Here is a 19,951-nt window from a genome sequence, read left to right as displayed (position 1 = left end):
TCTTCCTAGGCGACGCGCGGTTAAACCTGAAGGCGCCTGGCGATAGAACGAATGAAGTCATTTCAAAAACCTGCCTCAGCCTGCATTGCCAAATCGCCTTCTCCACAAGAAACGAGGTGCTGCTTCGCTCAAACCCTTGCTACAGGCTGGGATGGTTCTGCACTCCTGAGCATTCCTACCTCCGGCGGCGCAGCATCAGGCAGGCCAGCGCTGCGGCCATGAAACTCACGCGCCCAGGCTCCGGCACCGCCGCAAAGCTGATGTTTCCCAGCGTGTAAAGATCCGCAGTGTTCAGCATCAGATTCGCCGGCAGGTTCAAGTCTGAGGCATCGATGCTGAAGGTGCCGTTGCGGGAGACGAGGCCGCTCCAGTCAAAGAGCTTGAACGTATCGCCATCCGCCCAGGTTCCGCTGGCGATGCCGTTGGGATTTTCCAGCTTCAAGACGGCTCCGAGGGTGATGGTGAGATTCCCGGACAAATCCAGAATGTCCGCGGCAAAAGCATTGCCAGTGCTGTCGCCGAGTCCGGCACCGCCGAAGATGCCGAGGTGCAGTGTACTGGTGCCGCCGAGAATGGTGCTGCCAGCACCGCTGGTGGTGAGAGCCAGGGAGGAGCCGGTGGTATCGCCAGGATTGCCAACAACCAGCGATCCGTTCACGGTGACGGACTTGTCTGCTCCCAAGATGACGGAACCGCTACCGCCCAGGGCCGCGACAACATCGACAGTGACATCGCCAGTACCGAGGCCGGAGCCGCTGGTGTTGTTGACGTAAACGGTGCCGCCCGTGATGGTGCTTCCGCCGCTGTAAGTATTCGCTGCGGTGAGCGCCAGCGCGCCTGCGCCGCTTTTTTCCAAGGTGTCCGTGCTCGAACCGGCGATCACGCCATTGACGGTGAGCGAGGTTCCGGCATCGACGCTCACACCACCGCCACCATTGCTGAGCAGCACGCCACGAGTGGCGCTGAGCGAGAGAGTGGCCGTGGTCTGCAGCACGCCGCCGCGAATGCGCAGGCTGTTGCTGACGACCGTCCCGGGCGTCGCGCCGAGATTTCCCTCGCTGGAGATTTTAACCGTGCCCGCGGCGATCGTGGTGATACCAGTGTAACTATTGCCCGGATTGCTGAGCGTAAGCGTGCCGCCACCGACGCTGGATTTAAACAGCGCGAGCGTGCCGGAAACAACGCCGCTGACTTCGATGTCGGCATTGCCGCCGATGTTGAAATTGCCTGTGCCGGCGGTGGAAATATTGCCGCTGATCAGGAGGCTGCCAGCATCGGAATTAATGCGAGTGTTTCCCGCCGCAATGGCGAGATTGCCGGTCCAGGTGTTGGCGCCGGAGACGTTGCGAAGCGCTCCCGCGTTCGTCGCGGTGCCGTCGCCATTGAGGGAGAGAGCTTCGCCTGCGACGGTGATGTCGCCGGACAGGGCAAGCGTGGCGCCGCTGGCTACGCTGACACCGCCTGCGCCGGTGCCGAGGGCGGCATCGTTTGAAATGCCGAGCGTGCCTGCAATGACGGTGGTCGCTCCGCTGTAGCTGCTGGCGGCGGTGAAATTCAGCGTGCCGGTGCCGGTCTTGGCCAGAGATCCTGCGCCAGCCACACTGCCGCCATAGGTGACAGCGGTCCCAGTTCCGACATCGATCGTGCCTCCCGACGCGCCCAAAGAGACACCCCGGGTGGAATTCAAGGTGAGATCCGCGGTGGTGGCGAGTGTGCCCCCATCGAACGTGAGCTGGGCCAGGGTGGCGGATGTGGGGGCGGCACCAAGTGCGGAGTCGGCGGAGATGCTCAAGGTGCCTCCGCTGATGAAAGTCGCTCCGCCGTAAGTATTGACCCCGGAGAGCGCGAGCGTGCCTGCGCCAGACTTTTGCAGTCCAGCGCTGCCGGCGATGACGCCGCCGTAGCTGAGAGTGCCGGTGGTGGCATTGATCTGGCCGCCAGTGGTGCCGAGATCGATGCCGCGATTCGCATTCAAAGTGAAGCCCGCAGTCGTCGTGAGCGCGCCGCCGTTGATGACAAGCTGGCCTGCAGTGGCTGCCGCAGGCGCGGTGCCCAAGGCGGAATCTGTGGCGATGGAAATGCTGCCTGCATTGATCACCGTCCCGCCGGTGTAGCTGTTGCCGGTGTTGGCCAGCGTGAGCACGCTCGTTCCGATTTTCGTCAGTGCATGAGAGCCGCCGCTTTCAGAAACGATGCCATTGATGGTGATGTCGCCGCTGCCACCGATGGTGCTGTCTCCTTCGAGAACGATGCCCGCCACTTTGGCCGTGGCCGCAAAGGTGCCGCTGCTGAAGGCGATGGTGGGCGCGCTGGTATAGCCGCTGCCGGAGGCGGAGATGGTGTAGCCCACGGTTGTGTAGTTGCTGGCATTGCCGGTGCCGGTGGGATTGGTCCCCGCAGCTGTCACTGTTCCACCGGAGAACGTGATGGTGGGCGCCGTGGTATAGCCCGCCCCGATATTGTTCAGCGTGATGCTGGTGACAATGCCGTTGGTGAGATTCGCCGTCGCGGTGGCATTGGTCGTGCCGCCTGTGATGGACACCGTGGGCGCGACGGAGTACACGGTGGTGCCGCCGTTGATGGTGAAGGAGGCGTTGGTGACGCCCATGGACAGCGTGGCCGTAGCGCCCGTGCCACCGCCGCCCGAGAGAGTCAGATTCGTGGCCACCGTGCCGCTCGCAGTCTGCACGATGTCGGCGATGCCGCTGCTAATGCTCGCAGCATTGCCGGAGGAATTGATCAGCGCACCATTGCCGCCGAAGCCGGTGCCATTGAGGCGGATGACTTCCGTAATGCCCGTCTGCCCCCCCAGGTCCAGCGTGCCGGTGCCGGACACACGGGTGCCGTTGTCCGTGTTGGTTGCGACGATGCCCGCGCGCCCGCCCAAGGCCGAGGCGTTACCCAGCTTCAGCGTGCCGTTGGTGATGGAGGTCAGGCCGGTGTAGCTGTTGGCGCCGGTCAGCGCCTGTGTCCCGGCGCCCGCCTTGGTGACGAGCAGCGTCGCACCCAGCGTGGTGGCCAGACCGTCGCGCAAGACGGTGGAGGAGCTAAAGTCCGCCGTGTTGGTGATGGCGAGCGTGGAGGCATTGCCGTTGTGCCCGCCTACTCCGGCGGTCGTGGCCGTGGTCTGGATGAAACCGCCCGTGCCATTGAGTCCGGTAACGTTTCCGGTGGAATCCGCCTTGCCGCTCGGCGCATTGTTCAGGCTGACGATGCCAGTGCTGCTGACAGTGAGCAGGCCCAGCGAGTAACTGCTGGTTGCATTGAGTATGTTGACGCGCAGCTCTCCGCCGGAGACGCTGGTGGTGCCGCTGACGGAAAGGCCGTGGAGCGCATTGGTGGCGCCGCTCGCGTTCAGGCCAAACTGTGTGGAGCCTCCTGTCACGGTGATGTTCCCCGCGTTCACATTCAGCCCGCCGCCGCCGGTGTTGTCGTAGAAATTCATGTTGAGCGTGCCGCTCGTGATGGTGCTGACATTGAGCATGCTGAGGGAGGAGGAGTTTCCCACGATGTTCCAGCGGTTGGTCACGGTCTTGGTGAGGTTGTTGATCGTGCGCGTGGTGCCGCCGAGCGCCAGCGTAGCGCCGCTGCTGCCGATGAGCGTGGCGTCGATGTTGTCCCCGGCTCCGGGCGTACCGTTCGGAGTCCAGATCGTCGTCGTGGACCAGGAAACCGTGCCGCTGGTCGGATTGAATATGTAGTCCGTGGCGAAGGCCTGAGTGCCAGCCAGCAAAAGAGCACATGCCGCAGCGCGGCGGGTGAAGGGTGCAAAGAAAGTGGTCATGGAGTTGTGCAGGTGAAATTTTTCGAGTGGCAAATGACTGCGAAACAACACTGCACTTTGCGCACCAGAATCCCGCGCCGCCCGGTCCATGTCGTGGTAACATCACGGAACCACGAAAGACCGTTGGTCGTCTTGGATCACAGCATGCCCATGCGACTGCAAAGAGGGTTTTGTAACAGCCCCTCACCCGGCCTCTCCCCGAAGCAAAGGCATAGCTAAGATGACTGGGGCGGGGAGAGGGGATCCGCGCTGAGATGCTCGAAAGCTCAATCGGAGTTCAACGCGCTGCCCCTCTCCCCGCCGAGAGCTTGATTGCCGCTAGGCTTCTTCGGGGAGAGGCCGGGTGAGGGGTGACATCAAGTCTTCTTCATCTGCCGTCACCCCGCTCACTCCACTCTCCCAATCTGCACCGTGGTCAGCCCGCCATCGACGACGATGACCTCACCGGTAATATAGTTTGCCGCTGGCGAGCACAGGAAGGCCACGGCTCCGGCACAATCCTCAGGCCGGCCAAGTTTGCCCAGCAAGATTTTGTTCTCATACTGCGCTACCGCAGCACTGGCACCGGGAGCAGTCCAGGCGCTGTTCAGCGGCGTACGGATCAAGCCCGGAGCGATGGCGTTTACACGAATCCCATGCGGTGCGAGTGAGACAGCCAGCGACTTCATCATCATGAGCACGCCGCCTTTGCTGGTGTCATAGGCCACACTGTCCATCTCGGCCTGAAAGCCGTTGGTGGAGGCCACCATCACCACACTGCCACCGCCGCCCTGAGCCACACGATGTTTCGCAAAAGCCTGCACGAGGAAAAAGGCGGCGCGCAGATTGAGCTGCACGGTCTTGTCCCACTGCGCCTCCGTCATGGTGAGAAAAGGAGTGTCGAAAAAACTGCCAGCATTGCAGACGAGGGTGTCGAGCGTGGGCTGTAGCTCACACGTTTGCTGAATCAGCCGAGCGGGTGCGGATGGGGCGCACAGATCACATGGCACATAAGATTCCCATGCTGTCTCAGATTGCAGTCCATGCCGTACCACGGCTGCGCCACACTCCTCCAGGCCCTGCGCGATCGCAGCGCCGATGCCCTGGGATGACCCCGTCACCAATGCGGCGCGGCCCTCAAGCGAGAATGCTTTCATCGGGCAGCTTCAGGTACTTCAGCGTGTTGGTGGCGGCGATGCGGCGCACCACGTCGGCGGGGCTGGCATGAAGGGCGGCCATCTCGCGCTCATAGGTGCTGATGAGCTTCACCACCTTGCCGCCAAGCTGCGCGGCGTAGCTGTAAAAGGGAGAATCACTGCCCCACATGAACTTGTCCGGATATGCGGCGGCGAGATCGGCGATGACGCGCGCGGGATCGCTGTAGTCGCTGTCAAAACGACGGGCTGGTGGCGCGATATTCGGCATCTCCTTGAGCACGCAGTCGCAGTGGATGCAGTGCGCGGAATTGTCAAACCACGCATTGGGCAGGGCCTGCACGCGGTCGAGACATTCCTTGTCAAACCGGCAGGAATGCGCGGCACAGAAACGGATATCGGGATTGGCCTCGGCAATGTCGAGAATGTCATGCGCCTGCGCCCAGAGATCGTCCGGCGCGACGCTGCTGTGAATGAGGAAGGGCACATCCCACTCGCGGGCGAGATCGAGAAACACGCGGCCCTCATTCATGAGGCGTTTGATGTCCGCCTGCAGGATGGTGCTTTGAATTTTGATGCCGTGAAAGCGAAACTCGGAGCGCAGCTTCAGCAGTTCAGCGGCCTGCGCATCGGTGTGGCGCATGGGGTCCACCATGACGAAGGGCAGAGTCTTTTCGCCCACCTCTGGGAAGAGCCGCTGGCACTCCTCCAGCAGGCGGCGGTTTTCAAAAGCGTATGGCACGCTCTCCAGTCCCGGACCATCGGCGATCTCGCCCTTCCGAAACTTCGTCACGTCCAGGGCCGCGTAGGAGACGAAAGGAAACACCACCCAGTGCGTGATGCCGAGCGCGCCGCCCATGTGTGTCATGTCCACGAGCTGCTGGGCATAGGGGAAATCGCCGTGAAGGTAGAACAACAGGTCGGCGCCGATGTGGTTGTGGCAATCGATGAGCATAATGTGTGTCGTGTTTTAAAGGGTGATCTGGCGTCTGCGTGCAGTGACTTCCCAGCGTTCGGAAGCGCGGCCTTCGCGCACGGCCCAGACATCGTGATGCAGGGCGATGGTGGGGCAGATGTGGCGCGGGATGGCATAGAATACGTGGCCCACGGCAAACTCTTCGGCGCGGGGTGTTTCGATGACGAGATGCTCCTCGCTGTGCATCACAAAGACGGCATCTTCCAGGCCGAGAAGGCGCACACGCGGGTGCGGCATTTCCGAGGCAACGGCCTTGTGCCCCAGATCGAGGCAAAGACGATGCGGCGCGGGTTTGCTGATCACACGCGTGAGCAGCAGCGCGGCATGGAGAAAATCGAGATCGGGAGAAATCTGCGCCTGGCCAAAGTCCCACAGCACCGTGGTGCCGCAGCCCACCTCCACCTCCGGATGCTGCGCATAAAGGGGAAACGTAGGCGTGCCGCTGGCGATGATGCGCGGCACTGCACAGGCCTCCGCCCGTAGATTCTCGGCAAGATCGAGCACGGTTTGAAACGTGCGCTGTGCGGCGCTGACGAGCGCCGCGTGGTCCACATCATGCAAATGCCCGTCATAGGCATGCAGCCCGCCTGCGTGCAGTCCGGGCGCGGTGGCGATGGCGCGGTAAACAGCAGCGGCCTCCTCTCCCGGCACGATTCCAGTGCGATTCATGCCCACATTGAGATCGAGGTAGATTTCCAGCGTGAGCTTTGCCGCCACGGCTGCGCGGCTCAGTTCGCTGACGGTGCCCAGATTATCCGCCAGCATGGCGAAGTGTGTTTGCGGATACGTTTGCACGAGTGCGATGAAACGATCCACATTTGGTCCCACGGGCTGATAGGAAAGCAGCACATCTTTGCCGCCTGCAGCAGCGGTCATCTCCGCCTCGGCGATGGTCGCGGCCTTGAAGCGCGTGATGCCAGCCTTCAGCTTCATCGCGATGATTTGCGGCAGCTTGTGCGTCTTCACATGCGGGCGCAGGCGGTGAGCGCCTCCGGCCTGCTGAATCATGCGCCGCAGGTTTTCCTCCACCCGGTCCGGGTACAGCAGCATGGCCGGTGAAGGCACCGCGCTTTCATTGGAGATGGAAAACCAGTCGGGCATAAGGTGGATCAATCATCATTTCACACGACGCACGGCCACGGCTTCGATCTCGTAGCGCAGTGATGCGGGCAGGCAGTTCGTGATGGTGGTTCGGGCGGGGAAGGGCGCGCTGAAGTACTCGCGGTAAAGCGCATTGAAGGCCGGGACGTCCACGTCATCGCGCACGTAATTGCGCGTCTGCACCACGTGCGCGAGATCGCTGCCGGCGGCTTCCAGCACCTTGCGCAGGTTTTCCACCGAGCGGCGGAATTCGCCCTCGAAGCTGTCTCCCACGATCTTGCCGGTTGCATCCACGGAGGCCTGGCCGGAGACGAAGATGAGATCCCCCACAACGACGGAAGGGCTGAAGGGCAGATGCGAGACGGGTGTGTCAGGGTCTTGCGGATAGGAGACGAGCGGATGAGTCATGAGTCGAGCGGGTAGATGGGACGGCTGACCTTGCGAAAGGGCAGGGATTTCAGATTACTGCTGCATGGCCCGGGTGTGTCCACCCAGAGCATGCGTGCTGCGATGGGATCATACGCACGGCGATGCGCAACCGCAGCCTTCACCACGATGAAATCAAAACTCCCCGGGTCAAAGCCCTGGCTGCGCCATTGCGCGAGGTCAAACGGCGGCGTGCTCTGCGTGGTGAGCAGGATGGTGATGCCACGGTGCCGCACGACGGCGCATGGGCCCATGCTGTAGTGATCGCCAAACATGGAGGCGAGGTGGCTCTGTTTGTCCTCCAGTTCAAAGTGGCCGCCGCTGAGCCTCAGCAGCTCCACTTTGAGAGGCAGCGGTCCTTCATCCAGCGCGCTCCGCCGGCCACCGATGGGCAGCGTGAGCATGGCGCCCTGGGAGTGAGACCAGAGGCGCTGCACGGCGCTGGCATCATTGATGCAGATGGCCGCGCGGCGCACCTGGTGCTTCACCAGCGCGCGCAGCATGCCGGTGCCGTCGCCCGGCGCACCACCGCCGATGTTATCAGAGGCTTCCACCAGCACCGTGAGTCCCGGAGCGGCGGAGTCCAGCGTGGCAAAGACTTCATCCACGGAAGGCTCGGTGATATTGCCCTCCGCCTTCTTTTCAAGCGCGAGAGTGGAGAGGGACTGCAGCGCGGTGCGCGCCTCGCTTTCCCGCCCAGTGGTGGCGATGACGAAGCTCACACCTGCATCCGCCATGTCTGCAAACGCGAAGCCCGCGCACACATTCACCACCCAGAAGGAAGTGGATGCCGCCTCCAGCGAACGGGCGCGCCGCTCCAGGGAAAGCATCGGCTCCACGGCGGTGGCGGTGCCCGTGGGCGGCCACATCACAGGAGGGTGCTGCCAGTACATTTTTGGCAGGCGCTGCGAGGTCAGGCAGCGCTGTAGCAGGCGTGCCGCACGCTGCGCTGACTGCCGGGCATCGCTATGCGGATTCTCGCGATAGGCCACGAGGCAGTTTGCGTGATCCGCCATTCGCTGGGTGAAATTGGCATGCAGATCAAACACGCCAAAGATGGGGACGTGCGGGCCGACCACACGCCGCAGACGCTCCAGCACCTCGCCTTCCACATCGTCGAAGGATTGGGAAACCATCGCGCCATGCAACACGATGAAAACACCTTCGAGCGCAGCGCCCGCCGCGCGGCTTGTCAGCTCGTGGCAGAAAGACTCCACAATGGTATCTTCTACCATCGCTCCCGGCGAGGCGCGAAAATCAGCCGCAGGAATCACCTCCCAGCCAAACTCCCGGGCGATCTCCAAAGCGCCGCCCATGGGCGAGCTGTCTCCCAGCGCGGCGAGCATGTCCTCCCCGAGGATCTGGGTGAACTCACGCGTGCCGCTTGTGCCGTCGAGAAACGTGTGCGTCTCGTGAAACAGGCCTGCGAATAGAATGCGCTTGGGCATGGTCAATCAGGAGGCGGTCCACTCACTCGCATGTTTCGCAAAGGCGCGCGCGGCTCCGGCCAGTGCGGCCTCGATGTCAGCCTCACGATGCGCGAGGCTGATGAACCACAGGCCGCGCTCGATGGCTCGCACACCTTCATCCAGCAGGCAGCGGCGCAGGTGCGTCCAGCGCGGCACGTCCTGACGCCGGGCGTAGTCACGGTAGTCGCGCACGGGGCCTTCGGCCGCGCCGGGCTTGAGCATCACGGTATGAAATACCAGACCGGGACCCTGCGGGCGCAGCGGGATGCCGTGCTGATCCGCGAGAATGCGCAGGCCATACATCAGCTTGCGGCCGAGTTCGGTGATGGCGGCAGGGTGGCTGTCCCCCAAAGACTGCACCTCATCCAGGCACCACTTGCTGGCGGCCAGGCAGAGCGGATTGCCATTGAGCGTGCCTGCGTGCACCACCGTGCCGTCGATGATCTTCTGCATGGCCGAGACCTTGCCAGCCAGCGCCGCAAAGGGCAGACCGCCGCCGATGGCCTTGCCGAGGATCGTCAGATCCGGCACAAAGCCGAGATACTTCTGCGCACCCCCGGCACCGAATCGAAAACCGGTGATGGTTTCGTCCGCAATCATGAGCATGCCTTCGCTGTCGCACAGTTCGCGGATGGTTTCGATCATGCCGGGCAGCGGCTCCATGCAGCAGGTGTTGCAGATGATGGGTTCAAAGATGATCGCGGCGATCTCTCCCGCGTGTTTGGACACCATGCGCCGCAGATGATCGGGATCATTCCAGCGCGCGACGACGAAGGTGTCGAGCACTTCGGGAATCACGCCCTGGCTGGGGTGCAGCTTCGCGGGAGCTTCGTCATCGCCCCAGACATCCGGCGGCGGGCCGTAGCCGACGAGGCCCTCATCGGACCAGCCGTGATACGCGCCCTCGAATTTCAAAATCTTGCGGCGACCGGTGTGCGCTCGCGCAAGCCGAAACGCATGCAGCACCACTTCGGTGGCGGAGTTGTTGAAGCGCACCAGTTCCGCCGAAGGGATCATGGCCTGCAGACGCTCGGCCACCTCGATCTCCAGTTCGCTCTGGGCGGCCCAGTGCGTGCCAAACCGTGCCTGCATGCCGATGGCGTTTGCCATGCCTTCCGGCGCATGGCCGTAGAGCAGCGCACCCTGGCCAATCTGGAAGTCGATGTATTCGTTGCCATCCACATCCCACAGGCGCGGGCCGCGACCGTATTGAAAGTAGAGCGGCACGGGCTGCTCCAGCTTGCGGATGCCGCTGTTCACCCCGGCGGCGATGCTGCGCGCGGCGCGTTGGAAAAGCTGGCGGGATTGCGTGTAGTTGTCAGTCATGGGTTTGAGATGGGAGTTGAAGGCTGAAAAAAATCGGCGCAGGCCACCTGGCGCTGCGCTCCGAGGCCGGTGATTCCGAGTTCCACGACGTCTCCCGGCTTGAGATAACGCGGCGGCTTCATGCCCAGCCCCACGCCCGGCGGCGTGCCGGTGCTGACGACGTCACCGGGCAGCAGCGTCATGAAGCGGCTGATGTAGCTGAGAAGCGTGGCCACGCCGAAGGCCATCTGCCGTGTGCTGCTGTTTTGCAGCAGGCCGCCGTTCACCTTCAGCCACAGGTCGAGATTTTGCGGATCGGCGATCTCATCCGGCGTCACCAGCCAGGGGCCGAGCGGTGCGAAGCTGTCCGCGCTCTTGCCCTTAACCCACTGGCCGCAGCGCTCCAGCTGCCACTCGCGCTCGCTGTAGTCATTGTGCAGCACATAGCCCGCCACATGCTGCATGGCAGCCGCCTCCGACACACGGCGAGCCACCTTGCCGATGACAAAAGCCAGCTCCACCTCCCAGTCTGTTTTCAAAGAATCCTGCGGGATGATGACGGGATCATTGGCACCGCAGAGCGCGGAGGTGGACTTGAAAAACAGCACCGGCTCCTCCGGCAGGCTCACGCCCGATTCCTTCGCATGGTCCGCGTAATTCAGACCCACGCAGATGATCTTGGACGGCCGCGCGATCGGCGGCCCATAGCGCAGCATGCCCGAAAAATGCGGCAGGCTGCTCTGCGTGGCGAGCCATTCGCGCAGCCGTGCGGGGCCATCCGTGGCGAAGAAAGCTTCGTCGTAGTCTTCGCCAAAAGCGCTGACATTGACGGGACCGTCGCGGTCGCTGAGAACACCGGGAATTTCCTGCCCCGGAGGGCCAATGCGGATGAGTTTCATGGAGTGCGTGCATTGAAGCGCAGCGCCGGTGCCGCTCAATCAGCGTCCACTTGTCTGCTGTTCGGACAAGCGGGTCCCTTCTCTTCGTATTGTAGTACCGGCTTTAGCCGGTCCGGATTCCGTGACGTAAACCGAACTTCCAAGTTCGGCCGGAGGGAACGAACTCGGAAGTTCGTTCTACGATCGGGGGCGCGTGGTCACTCGATTACTCATCACTCGGCGCACGCGCCGTGATCGAGGACGAGTTCGAGTCGGAGGACGATGACGATTCAGAGCCCTCACCTCTTCGCCAGCGTCTCCCCCGCCACCAGCGTGGGCATGATCAGATGGCTCTTTGCGACCACACTCTCACCACGCGCCATCTTGAGCACCACCTGGGAAAGCTTCTGCGCGAGCACCAGCGGAGGGATGTGGTAGTGCGTCGGCCGGGGCACCATGAACTCCAGGAAGGATTCGCTGTCCCGCGAGATGACGGACACATCCGCCGGAATGCGCAGGCCGCGGCAGGTGAGGCTGGACATCACGGTGAGCACATGGCGCGCATGGGCGATGAAAAGGCCCGTGGCCGGTGACTCCTTGAGCATGGCATGGATGCAGCGCTGAATGCCCGCAGGCGTGCCATCGTGCTCCAGCAGTTGCAGTGTGGCGCCGGGCGCTTTGGCACAGGCCGCGCGAAAGGCGGCCACCGTGTAGGCATCTCCCGCCCGCACACTTTTGGGAATGACGACGGCGAGCCGCCGGTGACCGCGGCTGAGCAGCTGATTGGCCGCGTGCTGGCCCATCGCATCGTAATCCGCATCCAGAGAAGGCAGCGCGATGCCTGGATGCAGCGAACCCACGAGCACGCAGGGCAGGCCCTGTTTCATGAACCATCTTTGCGCAGCGGCGGGCGCGCTGAAGAGCACCCACAGCGCCATGGTGGAACCCTGCGCCATGGCCGCAAGCGCCTTCTCCGGCTTGCGCGTGAAGCAGGCGGGACTCACCTGCACCTGCAGCTCCAGATGGTGCTTCGCGAGTTGTCCGCGCAGGCCGTCGATGAGCAAAATCGAAGCGCCGTCCATCTGCTCCAGCCGCACAGAGGTCAGCAGAATTACGCCGCGCCGCCTGGGCGTTTTGTTCTGCGTGGCGGGCGTCAGGATGCGCCGCCGCTGGCCCTGGCTGGAGGAGATGAGCTTCTCCTGCCCCAGGATGCCCAGCGCACCACGCAACGTCTCGCGGCTGACCTGAAAGGATTCGCACAGGCTCAGCTCTCCGGGCAGAAACTCCGCCCACACACCGTCGCGGATGCTCTTCCTCAAGATGGTGGCCACTTGATGAATCAGCGATTCGCGTCTCGGCAGCGGGTGCATGCCCGCAGAGGTAGCAGCGGGCGCGGGAATGTCCATGGGTGGTGCCGGGTCGCGCGCAGCTTACGCCGTCGTTTTGTCATCCGGCTCCGTCGCACGCTGATATGTGTCCATCGGCGCATCCCGCACCCATCCAGGGCGCAGGCGGACGTCTTCAGCGCCGCTGAGTTCTCCCGGTGCGCTGGGAGGCGTGGCATCTTCCTCGCGACGCATCTCCCACCAGCACTGGCCGCAGTGGTTGTGCTGATGGTCGATGACAAAGCCCGCCTGCTTCATCATCGGCCCGATCCAGCCCATGCAGTGGTCGCAGTAGTCGGCGTATTGATCCAGCCCGTTGCGCAGGAGAAAGCCTTTGGAAGGACACTCGTGCATGTCGATGCGAAAGGCCGTGTCCGTCACTGTGCGGTGATAAACCGCGCCTTCGTCCGCCAGCGTCGGTCCCCAGTACTCCTTCATGCCTTCAAAGCCCTTCGCAGTGATCAAAGTGCTCGCATGAATCTGCGCGTCCTGGTTGATCGCTTCATCCCAGTACGCCTTCACCAGCTCATGCCCGCCGAGCTGCCGCAGCCATTCAAAGGTCCACTCGTAGTGGCCGCAAAAGTCATAGCATCCGATCATGCGGCCTCCTTGATGTTGTCGAGCTGCTGCCCGGGTTCATTGGCTGACTGTTTCACAAAACGCTGCGTGCAGCTCCCATTCCCGCCGCTGATGCGCACGGTAAGCCCGGCAGGCGCCGCCGTGGCCTCGCTGACGTAATAGCAGTGCTGACAGAGGCAGGGCAGGATCTCGCGCCCATGCTCGCGCAGGTGCTTGATCATGGGGCAGGTGCGCACCTCCAGCCGCACTTCATCCGGGGTGGTTAGCACCTCCACCTCCCCACCCGGTTCCGCCTCGAAAAACGCGCGCCAGTGCGCCGCCACCGCAGGCAGACCGCCCTCCCGCCAGCGCTCGCTCACGGGCTTGTGATAGCTCGTTCCCATGTCCGTCCAGTAACGGCGCAGGGTGTCCAGACCGAAGCGCCTCAAGATGAAGCGGAAGGTCGCATTGATGGCGAAATAAAAATCGGCATGCCCGTGCGGCTTGGTGTCCGTGTAAGGCAGCGGTGAAAGGGTGGATGACATGGGTTCAGATGCAGCAGCGCTGCGATTAGGTCAGTAAACCTTGCCTGCGGGCAGCTCGGAGGGCACCCCGGCGGTTTCATTCAGCAGGGCGTCAAACTGCGCGGAGCATTCGGCCAGGTGCTTGTACAGCCCGCCAAATTCGCTGCCATAGGCCACGAGCTGCGCGCCGAGATCGACAATGACTTTTGCATCCTCGATGCTGCCCACGGGGCGTCCCCAGGCCTTGCCATGTTTCTTGGCCGCCGCAGCCACCTGCTTCTGCACCTCCAGCATTTTGGGATCGTTCACCGCAGCGGTGCAGCCGAGGCGCAGGGACATGTCGCCTGGGCCGAGAAACATCAGGTCTACTCCGGGCACCGCGGCGATGGCATCCACATTGGCCAGCGCCTCCGGTGTCTCGATCTGCACCATGAGGAAGGTCTCGGCATTGGCCTGCGTGGTGTAGTCGTCCGCCTTGCCGACCCAGAAACCGGCATCGCGCCCACCACCGCAAAAGCCACGGTCTCCCAGCGGTGGAAACTTCATGGCCTGCACCAGCGCGCGCGCTTCATCCGCACTGCCCACGTGCGGAATCATGAGCCCTGCCGCACCGTCTTCCAGCAGACGGTAGAGTGAGTTTTTTTCCTTTGTGCACGCGCGGTACAGGCAGTCGATATCTGCCGCGTGGTGCCGCCCGATCATCGCTTCCGCCTCACGCGGCTCCCACACGCGGTGCTCCGCATCCAGCCAGATGCCATCATAGTGAAAGTGCGCCGCGAGCGCGGGAAACATGGCGATGGGCGAGCCGAAGCAGGCCACACGGGCGACTTTGCCAGCACGGATTTTGGCGAGGATTTTGGATTTGCGAAACATGGTATTTTCGAGCGTAGGTGAGGGTGGGGTGTGTTGGGAAGGATGAAGTGAGAAGACAAAAGGTGCATCACGCAAGCTAGCCACGGCGCAGAGGTTTCACGAAGGCCAGCAGGCACGCCGCCACGAGCACGAGCGCAGCCGCTCCGGTGATGAGCCAGCTCAAATCCAGCTTTGCTTCCTGGAGCCAGCCGCCGAGATACGCCGAGCCACCGCCGACGAGGCAGCCCATCAAATTCAGCAGGCCGTAGCCCGTGGCGCGGTGCTGCGGCTGCGCCACCTGGCAGAGGATCGGCATCATGTTGGCATCCAGACAGCCGCGGCCAAAGCCGAAAGCGATGAGTCCTATGACGGCCACCCACAGCAGCGTGGTGTGCGCAGTGAGAAGCACGAGCGGCGCGGCCAGCAGCAGCGCCGTCATCGGCACCCAGGCGCGTGCACGAAGTTGCGTGCGGCTCCAGCGGTCCGCCCAGGCTCCGCCGGCCAGTACGCCTGCAAAAGCCGCGACCTGCATGTAAATCGTCGCCGTAAATCCCGCGTAGGTCTGAGTGAGGTGAAAGTGATCCTTCAAAAACGTCGGCATCCACGTCACAAACGCCCAGCCGGCAAAGCTCAAAGCACCCCACTGCAATGCGATGATCCACATCGCAGGCGTGCTGAACAGGGCGCGCGCCGTCGTCATCACCGGTTCTCGGATCTGCACGGTCCCCGCGGCATGCGGGGAAGGAGCATCCTTCAGAAATTTAAATAATAGCAGACCATAGCACACGCCGATGCATCCGAAGATGAAGAAGCTGGAGGACCAGCCATGATGCTCCGCCACCCAGCCGCCCATGCCGCCCAGCGCCATGCCCGCATACAGCCCGCTCATGTGGATGCCCGTGGCAAACGAGCGTGACTCCGCCTGATGATAGTCCGCGATCATGGCCAGCGCCGCCGGGATGTAGCAGGCCTCGCTCACGCCCATCAGCACGCGTGTGGCCAGCAGCTGGTGAAACGTCTGCACATAAGATGTGGCCCAGGTGACCAGCGACCACACCACCAGGCTCAGCAAAATGACGCGCCGCCGGCTGAAGCGGTCCGCAAACCAGCCGCCCACCGGACTGAGCAGCCCATACACCACCAGAAACGCCGTCGTCAGCATGCCAAAGTCGTCATCGCCCATCGGCACCGCCGCCTTGATAGAATCCCGCATCGTGGTCAGCATCACTCGGTCCAGGTAGTTCAGGCAGCCCACGCCCCACAGCAGCCCCACCACCAGCCATGCCCCACGCACCGGGCTGCTGGCCACGGGGATGTCGGCAAAGGAAGAGGTGCTGGCAGGCATGATCTGCCCTTAAAAGGCCAGAGATGCCCTTTCTATCAATGGCACTGATCTTGTCTGGCGGGCGGACAAGTGGAGTTCGAGATGCCGACAGGCTTCGTGAGAAAGAGTCGTCTTGATTTCTTGCATCGGTCCCGGTCCGCGGTGTCGTGCAGGGGACCAAGATGGTCCCCCTCCTGCCAGAGTTTCCGCGAACGGAGCGCAGTCTCAGGAGGGGGATCACCTTGAGCCCTCAACGCCCCGCAACATCGGGTGCTTTCTGGCGTGAAACAGTCTGCCAGCCGGATCTGCGGTTTCATTTTGCGATGATGCCCACCTGGCACTCGCACACCGTCACTTTTCCCGGCGCATTGGGATCAAGGCTGACCACCACCTCATTCCACCCACGCCGCAGGTCATGCGCCGCATCCAGCCGCAGCATCAGATAAGCCGTCGCCGTATCCTTACGCGTCTGCGGCGCTGAGCGGACGAGTGCGCCGCCCGTGAGCGCATGACCATTTAGTGTGACATTCACCAGCGCCGCCTGCTTCACATTGCGCACTCCCAGCCGCAGCGTGGCCTGCACCGGCATTGCAGCCACGTCTTCACCCACATACAGCCGCAGCGTCTCCGCACCTCCCACCGCCACTGTCACAGGCAGCTGCTTGCGATATTGAAACGAATCCTCCCGATCATTGAAGTACCCATGCGTCACCTCATAGACGCGCTGCGCCTTGGGCGGTCCCACAGGCGCGGCGTGCTGGCTGGCGATGGCGCGATGCAGCACCACCAGAGGCAGACGGTAGTTGTACATTTGGAAACCGGCGGCACCCATGGCGCGGTAGTTTTCACGAGCACCGGCAAGCAGCGCGGGAGTGACCATGCGCGTCATCGGCGGCAGGTTTTTGGATGCGCGCGCATCGCCTGCAAAGGGCCACTCCGGCACGGCGTGGTCATACAGCGCACACCACGCCGTCCAGTCCTAGAGGGACGCATAAATCTGGCAGCCCGGACTCCCGCAAGTTTCCCGGACTGGAAAACACACCCTACCGCGCATTGCGAAAGTGCTGACTGAATCAGTCCCGCAGCGGAACTCCGTGCGGCATCAGCCGCACGCAGGTCGCCGAAGCGGCGCGAACCCCGTTGGGAAATCTCAAAGAGACCCGTGCTGAAGTCATCGCCAAACGGCCCAAGCCGTTTACGCAATGACTTCCTGGATCAGCCTTCCGCCGTTCACGATGTCCACCGGACGCACATTCTCCACCACGATGCGCTTGCTCGCATTGATGCCCAGCAGCCGGTACATCGTCCGCGCAAGATCTTCAGGCCCCACGGGATTCTCATCAGGCTCGCCGCCGAGGGCGTCGGACTTGCCATAGACAAAACCCTTCTTCACACCGCCGCCCGCCATCGCCACGGAGAAGACGCGCGGGTAGTGGTCACGTCCATTGGTGCTGTTGATGCGCGGCGTGCGGCCGAATTCCGAACTCACGAGCACCAGTGTGGTGTCCAGCATGCCCCGTTCATCCAGGTCTTTGATCAGACGCGAGAAGGCGATGTCAAACTGCGGAGCCTGTCCTTCAAAGGCTCCCTTGATGTTGGAGTGGTGGTCCCAGCCCCCATAATTCACCGACACCATGCGCACTCCCGCTTCAACAAGTCGGCGCGACAGCAGGAAGCGCTGTCCCGCCGCATTGCGGCCATACTCGTCGCGCAGCTTGTCCGGTTCCGCATTCAAATTGAAAGCTTCGCGCGCCTTGTCAGAGCTGATGAGCTTGTACGCGGCCTGGTAGAAATTGTCCATCGCGCTGAGCCCGTCCGACTTCTCCGTCGTGCGGAAGTGCTCGTCCACGGCGGAGAGCAGATTGCGGCGGCGGTCAAAGCGCTTCGGATCAATCTCCTTCGGCGATGCGAGGTCGCGCACGGTGAATCCTTTGTCCGCGGGATCGCTGCCCAGCGCAAACGGTCCATACGCACTGCTCATGTATCCGCTGCCCTGCTCAGGAGCGATCATGCCGGGCACCGCCACATACGGCGGCAGGTTGTTGCGCGGCCCTTGCTCGTGGGAGATGATCGAGCCAAAGCTCGGAAACTTGATCGCCGGGCTGGGACGATAACCGGTAAACATGTTGTGCGTACCACGCTCATGCGCCGCCTCTCCATGCGTCACCGAGCGGATCAGCGTGATCTTGTCCAAAATCTTCGCGATGTTTGCAAACTGCCCGCCCACGTACTCGCCCGTCACCCCTTTGACCGGAGAGAACGGCCCGCGATAATCCGGCGAGGCAAACGGCTTGGGATCCCACGACTCATGCTGCGCCATCCCGCCTGGCAGGTAGATGTGGATGATCGAAGTCGCGATGGGCTTGTAACTCTCCACCGCCGGCATCGCCAGCGTCTGCTCCGCCGCCTGCAGCTTCAGCAGATTCGGCAGCGTCAGCCCCAGCCCAGCCATCGCCCCCACCTGCAAAAAGTCACGCCGACCCTGGGCGGTGGTGAAGAGGTTGCTGTGATTGCCGGAGCAGAGACGATGCATTTTCATGGTGCGGATAGAGTGGATTTCACCAAAACCTACCATGCAACCATCACCCATGTTGCGCTCACACCCCACTATGCCAAGACCAGCGCAATGATGCGCAAGGGAGGCGCAGGAGGGCCTGATCTGGGGAAACGAAACACAGGAGATTTTTCGTGACGCGCAGGACAGGTGGATGCCGTCAAAACAGCCGCCCATGGCCTTTGCCTCGCAATTTAGTCCAGCCAGTTTTCCACCCGCAACCCTGGTACCCTGTGGAAATGAATCAGGTTTCGAGTCAGGACGGTAGCATCATGCGCGAGACCAATGGCCGCGATCTTCAGATCTTGCGTGCCTGCCTGTGGCATTTGTTTACGCAAGTCACGAAAGACTGCTGCAGCCTGTTCATCGAAGGGGAGCAGGGTAAGCTCCATGAGGAGTTCCAGGCTGTGCTGGAACTGTGCGTAGCCGTGAACTTGCTTTTCGCTGCCTGCCTTTTGTTTGCGGATAAAGGCACTCCATCCTTCGCACACCTCCTGGGCGGTGACGACTGTGGTTAACACTTCTGAGCGGTGTGTTTGAAACCGTTGTTTCAGTCGTTCGCTGCGGGCTGTGCCGTGCACAAGCTCAGCAAAGTGGTTGGTATCGAGCACCACGAACATGGCACTACCAATTTTCCTGGTTCGCCTGTTTCCGCCATTTGGCACCCAGGCGCATGGCTTCGGCGAAGTGTTGGTCATCCTTTGCCGCACCCGCTATCTTCTTCCACCCGCCACGCGAACCACTCATGTTGGCTTCGATCTTGGCCACACGACGTTTGAGGTCTGAAATCGACTGTTCGATAACCTTGCTGCTCATGATCAATCCTGCCACCATTCGGCAATCTTCGCAAGCTGCCTGTGCAAAGGCGCGGTTCTGTCGCGCCATTCCCCCCGCAACGATTGCCTTCCGATCCGTCAGGGAAACGGTTATGCTCTCCGCGATGTCTCCGCCTTCCCCCGCCTCCTCGCACTTCAACACCACGCGCTGGAGCCGCGTGGTGCTGGCGCGGGATCCTTCCACCGAAGGGCGTGAGGCGCTCCAGCAGCTCTGCGCCACCTACTATGCGCCGGTCATTGCTTTTCTACGTCGGGAAGGACGCACCGAAGAACTGGCCCGTGAGCTCGCGCATGATTTCTTCGCGACCGTTCTGGCAGGCGGCTCCATCGCGCAGGCGGAGCAGTCGTGGGGACGCTTCCGCTCCTACCTTCTGGGCGCGGTTAAGCATTTCCTCTCTCACCGGCGCCAGGCGGCGCTGCGCCTGCGCCGCGGCGGCGGAGAGACGCCTCTGTCCATCGATGACGACGAAGCGCCCATCGCCGTGGCAGATTCCAGCCAGCTCTCTCCAGATGCGGCCTTTGACCGCGAGTGGGCGCTCACGGTGATCAGCCGCTCAATGGAGGCGCTGCGCCTGGAGCAGACCGCCGAAGGCCGGGGCGAGGAATTCGCACGCCTGCAGCCCTGGCTGAGCGGCGAGGCCGCGCATGGAGACCAGGCCGCGCTGGCGGCCTCCCTCGGCATGAACGTGAACACGCTCAAGGCCGCCACACACCGCCTTCGGCAGCGCTTCCGCACCCTCGTGCGTTCGGAGATCGCCGCCACGCTGGAAGACGAGTCCACTGTGGATGAGGAGATGCAGGTGCTCTTTGCCGCTCTGAGAAATCGCTGAAGAAAAAATGCTTTTT

Annotated in this window: 18 protein-coding genes; 1 reads left to right on the top strand and 17 read right to left on the bottom strand. The window is 62.6% G+C overall.

What is annotated here, in order from left to right; translation table 11 throughout:
• Nucleotides 1–175: 175 nt before the first annotated feature.
• The 17 genes from ACILSR_RS09870 to ACILSR_RS09790 all read right to left on the bottom strand — a co-directional run bounded on the left by ACILSR_RS09870 (nucleotide 176) and on the right by ACILSR_RS09790 (nucleotide 19,085).
• Nucleotides 176–3,784 carry a beta strand repeat-containing protein gene (locus ACILSR_RS09870; RefSeq protein ID WP_395749595.1) on the bottom strand — a complete coding sequence of 1,203 codons (3,609 nt, stop codon included), beginning with the start codon at nucleotides 3,782–3,784 and terminating at the stop codon, nucleotides 176–178.
• Nucleotides 3,785–4,170: 386 nt separating this feature from the next.
• Nucleotides 4,171–4,920, bottom strand: a complete 750-nt coding sequence (locus tag ACILSR_RS09865; RefSeq protein WP_395749594.1) for an SDR family NAD(P)-dependent oxidoreductase — start codon at nucleotides 4,918–4,920, stop codon at nucleotides 4,171–4,173.
• Entirely contained in the window at nucleotides 4,901–5,872 is a 972-nt protein-coding gene (locus ACILSR_RS09860; protein WP_395749593.1) for an amidohydrolase family protein, read from the bottom strand. Before ACILSR_RS09860 ends, ACILSR_RS09865 begins: the two co-directional genes overlap by 20 nt.
• Before the next feature lie 15 nt (nucleotides 5,873–5,887).
• On the bottom strand, nucleotides 5,888–6,994 hold the full coding sequence (locus ACILSR_RS09855) for a D-TA family PLP-dependent enzyme (RefSeq protein ID WP_395749592.1): 1,107 nt from the start codon (nucleotides 6,992–6,994) through the stop codon (nucleotides 5,888–5,890).
• 15 nt (nucleotides 6,995–7,009) lie between these two features.
• Complete coding sequence (locus ACILSR_RS09850; RefSeq protein ID WP_395749591.1) at nucleotides 7,010–7,402, bottom strand: RidA family protein; 393 nt, start codon at nucleotides 7,400–7,402, stop codon at nucleotides 7,010–7,012.
• Entirely contained in the window at nucleotides 7,399–8,868 is a 1,470-nt protein-coding gene (locus ACILSR_RS09845; RefSeq protein WP_395749590.1) for a M81 family metallopeptidase, read from the bottom strand. Before ACILSR_RS09845 ends, ACILSR_RS09850 begins: the two co-directional genes overlap by 4 nt.
• A 6-nt stretch (nucleotides 8,869–8,874) precedes the next feature.
• A complete protein-coding gene (locus tag ACILSR_RS09840; RefSeq protein WP_395749589.1) occupies nucleotides 8,875–10,215 on the bottom strand; it encodes an aspartate aminotransferase family protein in 1,341 nt (446 codons plus the stop codon).
• Nucleotides 10,212–11,093 carry a fumarylacetoacetate hydrolase family protein gene (locus tag ACILSR_RS09835; protein WP_395749588.1) on the bottom strand — a complete coding sequence of 294 codons (882 nt, stop codon included), beginning with the start codon at nucleotides 11,091–11,093 and terminating at the stop codon, nucleotides 10,212–10,214. The genes ACILSR_RS09840 and ACILSR_RS09835 overlap by 4 nt, the downstream gene beginning before the upstream one ends.
• Before the next feature lie 278 nt (nucleotides 11,094–11,371).
• Entirely contained in the window at nucleotides 11,372–12,478 is a 1,107-nt protein-coding gene (locus ACILSR_RS09830; protein ID WP_395749587.1) for a substrate-binding domain-containing protein, read from the bottom strand.
• A gap of 24 nt (nucleotides 12,479–12,502) precedes the next feature.
• Nucleotides 12,503–13,057, bottom strand: coding sequence for a hypothetical protein (locus ACILSR_RS09825; protein ID WP_395749586.1), 555 nt, complete (start codon nucleotides 13,055–13,057; stop codon nucleotides 12,503–12,505).
• A complete protein-coding gene (locus ACILSR_RS09820) occupies nucleotides 13,054–13,560 on the bottom strand; it encodes a hypothetical protein (RefSeq protein ID WP_395749585.1) in 507 nt (168 codons plus the stop codon). Before ACILSR_RS09820 ends, ACILSR_RS09825 begins: the two co-directional genes overlap by 4 nt.
• A 30-nt stretch (nucleotides 13,561–13,590) precedes the next feature.
• On the bottom strand, nucleotides 13,591–14,412 hold the full coding sequence (locus tag ACILSR_RS09815; protein ID WP_395749584.1) for an HpcH/HpaI aldolase/citrate lyase family protein: 822 nt from the start codon (nucleotides 14,410–14,412) through the stop codon (nucleotides 13,591–13,593).
• A gap of 76 nt (nucleotides 14,413–14,488) precedes the next feature.
• Nucleotides 14,489–15,736, bottom strand: a complete 1,248-nt coding sequence (locus ACILSR_RS09810) for an MFS transporter (protein ID WP_395749583.1) — start codon at nucleotides 15,734–15,736, stop codon at nucleotides 14,489–14,491.
• 292 nt (nucleotides 15,737–16,028) lie between these two features.
• Nucleotides 16,029–16,658, bottom strand: coding sequence for a hypothetical protein (locus ACILSR_RS09805; protein ID WP_395749582.1), 630 nt, complete (start codon nucleotides 16,656–16,658; stop codon nucleotides 16,029–16,031).
• A 252-nt stretch (nucleotides 16,659–16,910) separates the two neighbouring features.
• Nucleotides 16,911–18,254: a DUF1501 domain-containing protein gene (locus ACILSR_RS09800; protein ID WP_395749581.1), complete on the bottom strand. Its 1,344-nt coding sequence runs from the start codon at nucleotides 18,252–18,254 to the stop codon at nucleotides 16,911–16,913.
• Nucleotides 18,255–18,463: 209 nt separating this feature from the next.
• Nucleotides 18,464–18,889, bottom strand: a complete 426-nt coding sequence (locus tag ACILSR_RS09795; RefSeq protein WP_395749580.1) for a type II toxin-antitoxin system VapC family toxin — start codon at nucleotides 18,887–18,889, stop codon at nucleotides 18,464–18,466.
• Between the two features lie 4 nt (nucleotides 18,890–18,893).
• Nucleotides 18,894–19,085, bottom strand: coding sequence for a hypothetical protein (locus tag ACILSR_RS09790; RefSeq protein WP_395749579.1), 192 nt, complete (start codon nucleotides 19,083–19,085; stop codon nucleotides 18,894–18,896).
• Between the two features lie 124 nt (nucleotides 19,086–19,209).
• Here ACILSR_RS09790 and ACILSR_RS09785 point away from each other — a divergent pair, with 124 nt between their 5' ends.
• Nucleotides 19,210–19,935, top strand: coding sequence for a sigma-70 family RNA polymerase sigma factor (locus tag ACILSR_RS09785; RefSeq protein WP_395749578.1), 726 nt, complete (start codon nucleotides 19,210–19,212; stop codon nucleotides 19,933–19,935).
• Nucleotides 19,936–19,951: the final 16 nt, after the last annotated feature.

Source organism: Prosthecobacter sp. (genome assembly GCF_044222565.1).
Taxonomy (GTDB): domain Bacteria; phylum Verrucomicrobiota; class Verrucomicrobiia; order Verrucomicrobiales; family Verrucomicrobiaceae; genus Prosthecobacter.
This window is presented reverse-complemented; position numbering and strand designations above follow the sequence as displayed.

Coding starts and splice junctions, on each gene's coding strand:
- ACILSR_RS09870 (WP_395749595.1), bottom strand. CDS start 3,784: ATGACCACTTTCTTTGCACCCTTCACCCGCCGCGCTGCGGCATGTGCT.
- ACILSR_RS09865 (WP_395749594.1), bottom strand. CDS start 4,920: ATGAAAGCATTCTCGCTTGAGGGCCGCGCCGCATTGGTGACGGGGTCA.
- ACILSR_RS09860 (WP_395749593.1), bottom strand. CDS start 5,872: ATGCTCATCGATTGCCACAACCACATCGGCGCCGACCTGTTGTTCTAC.
- ACILSR_RS09855 (WP_395749592.1), bottom strand. CDS start 6,994: ATGCCCGACTGGTTTTCCATCTCCAATGAAAGCGCGGTGCCTTCACCG.
- ACILSR_RS09850 (WP_395749591.1), bottom strand. CDS start 7,402: ATGACTCATCCGCTCGTCTCCTATCCGCAAGACCCTGACACACCCGTC.
- ACILSR_RS09845 (WP_395749590.1), bottom strand. CDS start 8,868: ATGCCCAAGCGCATTCTATTCGCAGGCCTGTTTCACGAGACGCACACG.
- ACILSR_RS09840 (WP_395749589.1), bottom strand. CDS start 10,215: ATGACTGACAACTACACGCAATCCCGCCAGCTTTTCCAACGCGCCGCG.
- ACILSR_RS09835 (WP_395749588.1), bottom strand. CDS start 11,093: ATGAAACTCATCCGCATTGGCCCTCCGGGGCAGGAAATTCCCGGTGTT.
- ACILSR_RS09830 (WP_395749587.1), bottom strand. CDS start 12,478: ATGGACATTCCCGCGCCCGCTGCTACCTCTGCGGGCATGCACCCGCTG.
- ACILSR_RS09825 (WP_395749586.1), bottom strand. CDS start 13,057: ATGATCGGATGCTATGACTTTTGCGGCCACTACGAGTGGACCTTTGAA.
- ACILSR_RS09820 (WP_395749585.1), bottom strand. CDS start 13,560: ATGTCATCCACCCTTTCACCGCTGCCTTACACGGACACCAAGCCGCAC.
- ACILSR_RS09815 (WP_395749584.1), bottom strand. CDS start 14,412: ATGTTTCGCAAATCCAAAATCCTCGCCAAAATCCGTGCTGGCAAAGTC.
- ACILSR_RS09810 (WP_395749583.1), bottom strand. CDS start 15,736: ATGCCTGCCAGCACCTCTTCCTTTGCCGACATCCCCGTGGCCAGCAGC.
- ACILSR_RS09800 (WP_395749581.1), bottom strand. CDS start 18,254: ATGAAAATGCATCGTCTCTGCTCCGGCAATCACAGCAACCTCTTCACC.
- ACILSR_RS09795 (WP_395749580.1), bottom strand. CDS start 18,889: ATGTTCGTGGTGCTCGATACCAACCACTTTGCTGAGCTTGTGCACGGC.
- ACILSR_RS09790 (WP_395749579.1), bottom strand. CDS start 19,085: ATGAGCAGCAAGGTTATCGAACAGTCGATTTCAGACCTCAAACGTCGT.
- ACILSR_RS09785 (WP_395749578.1), top strand. CDS start 19,210: ATGTCTCCGCCTTCCCCCGCCTCCTCGCACTTCAACACCACGCGCTGG.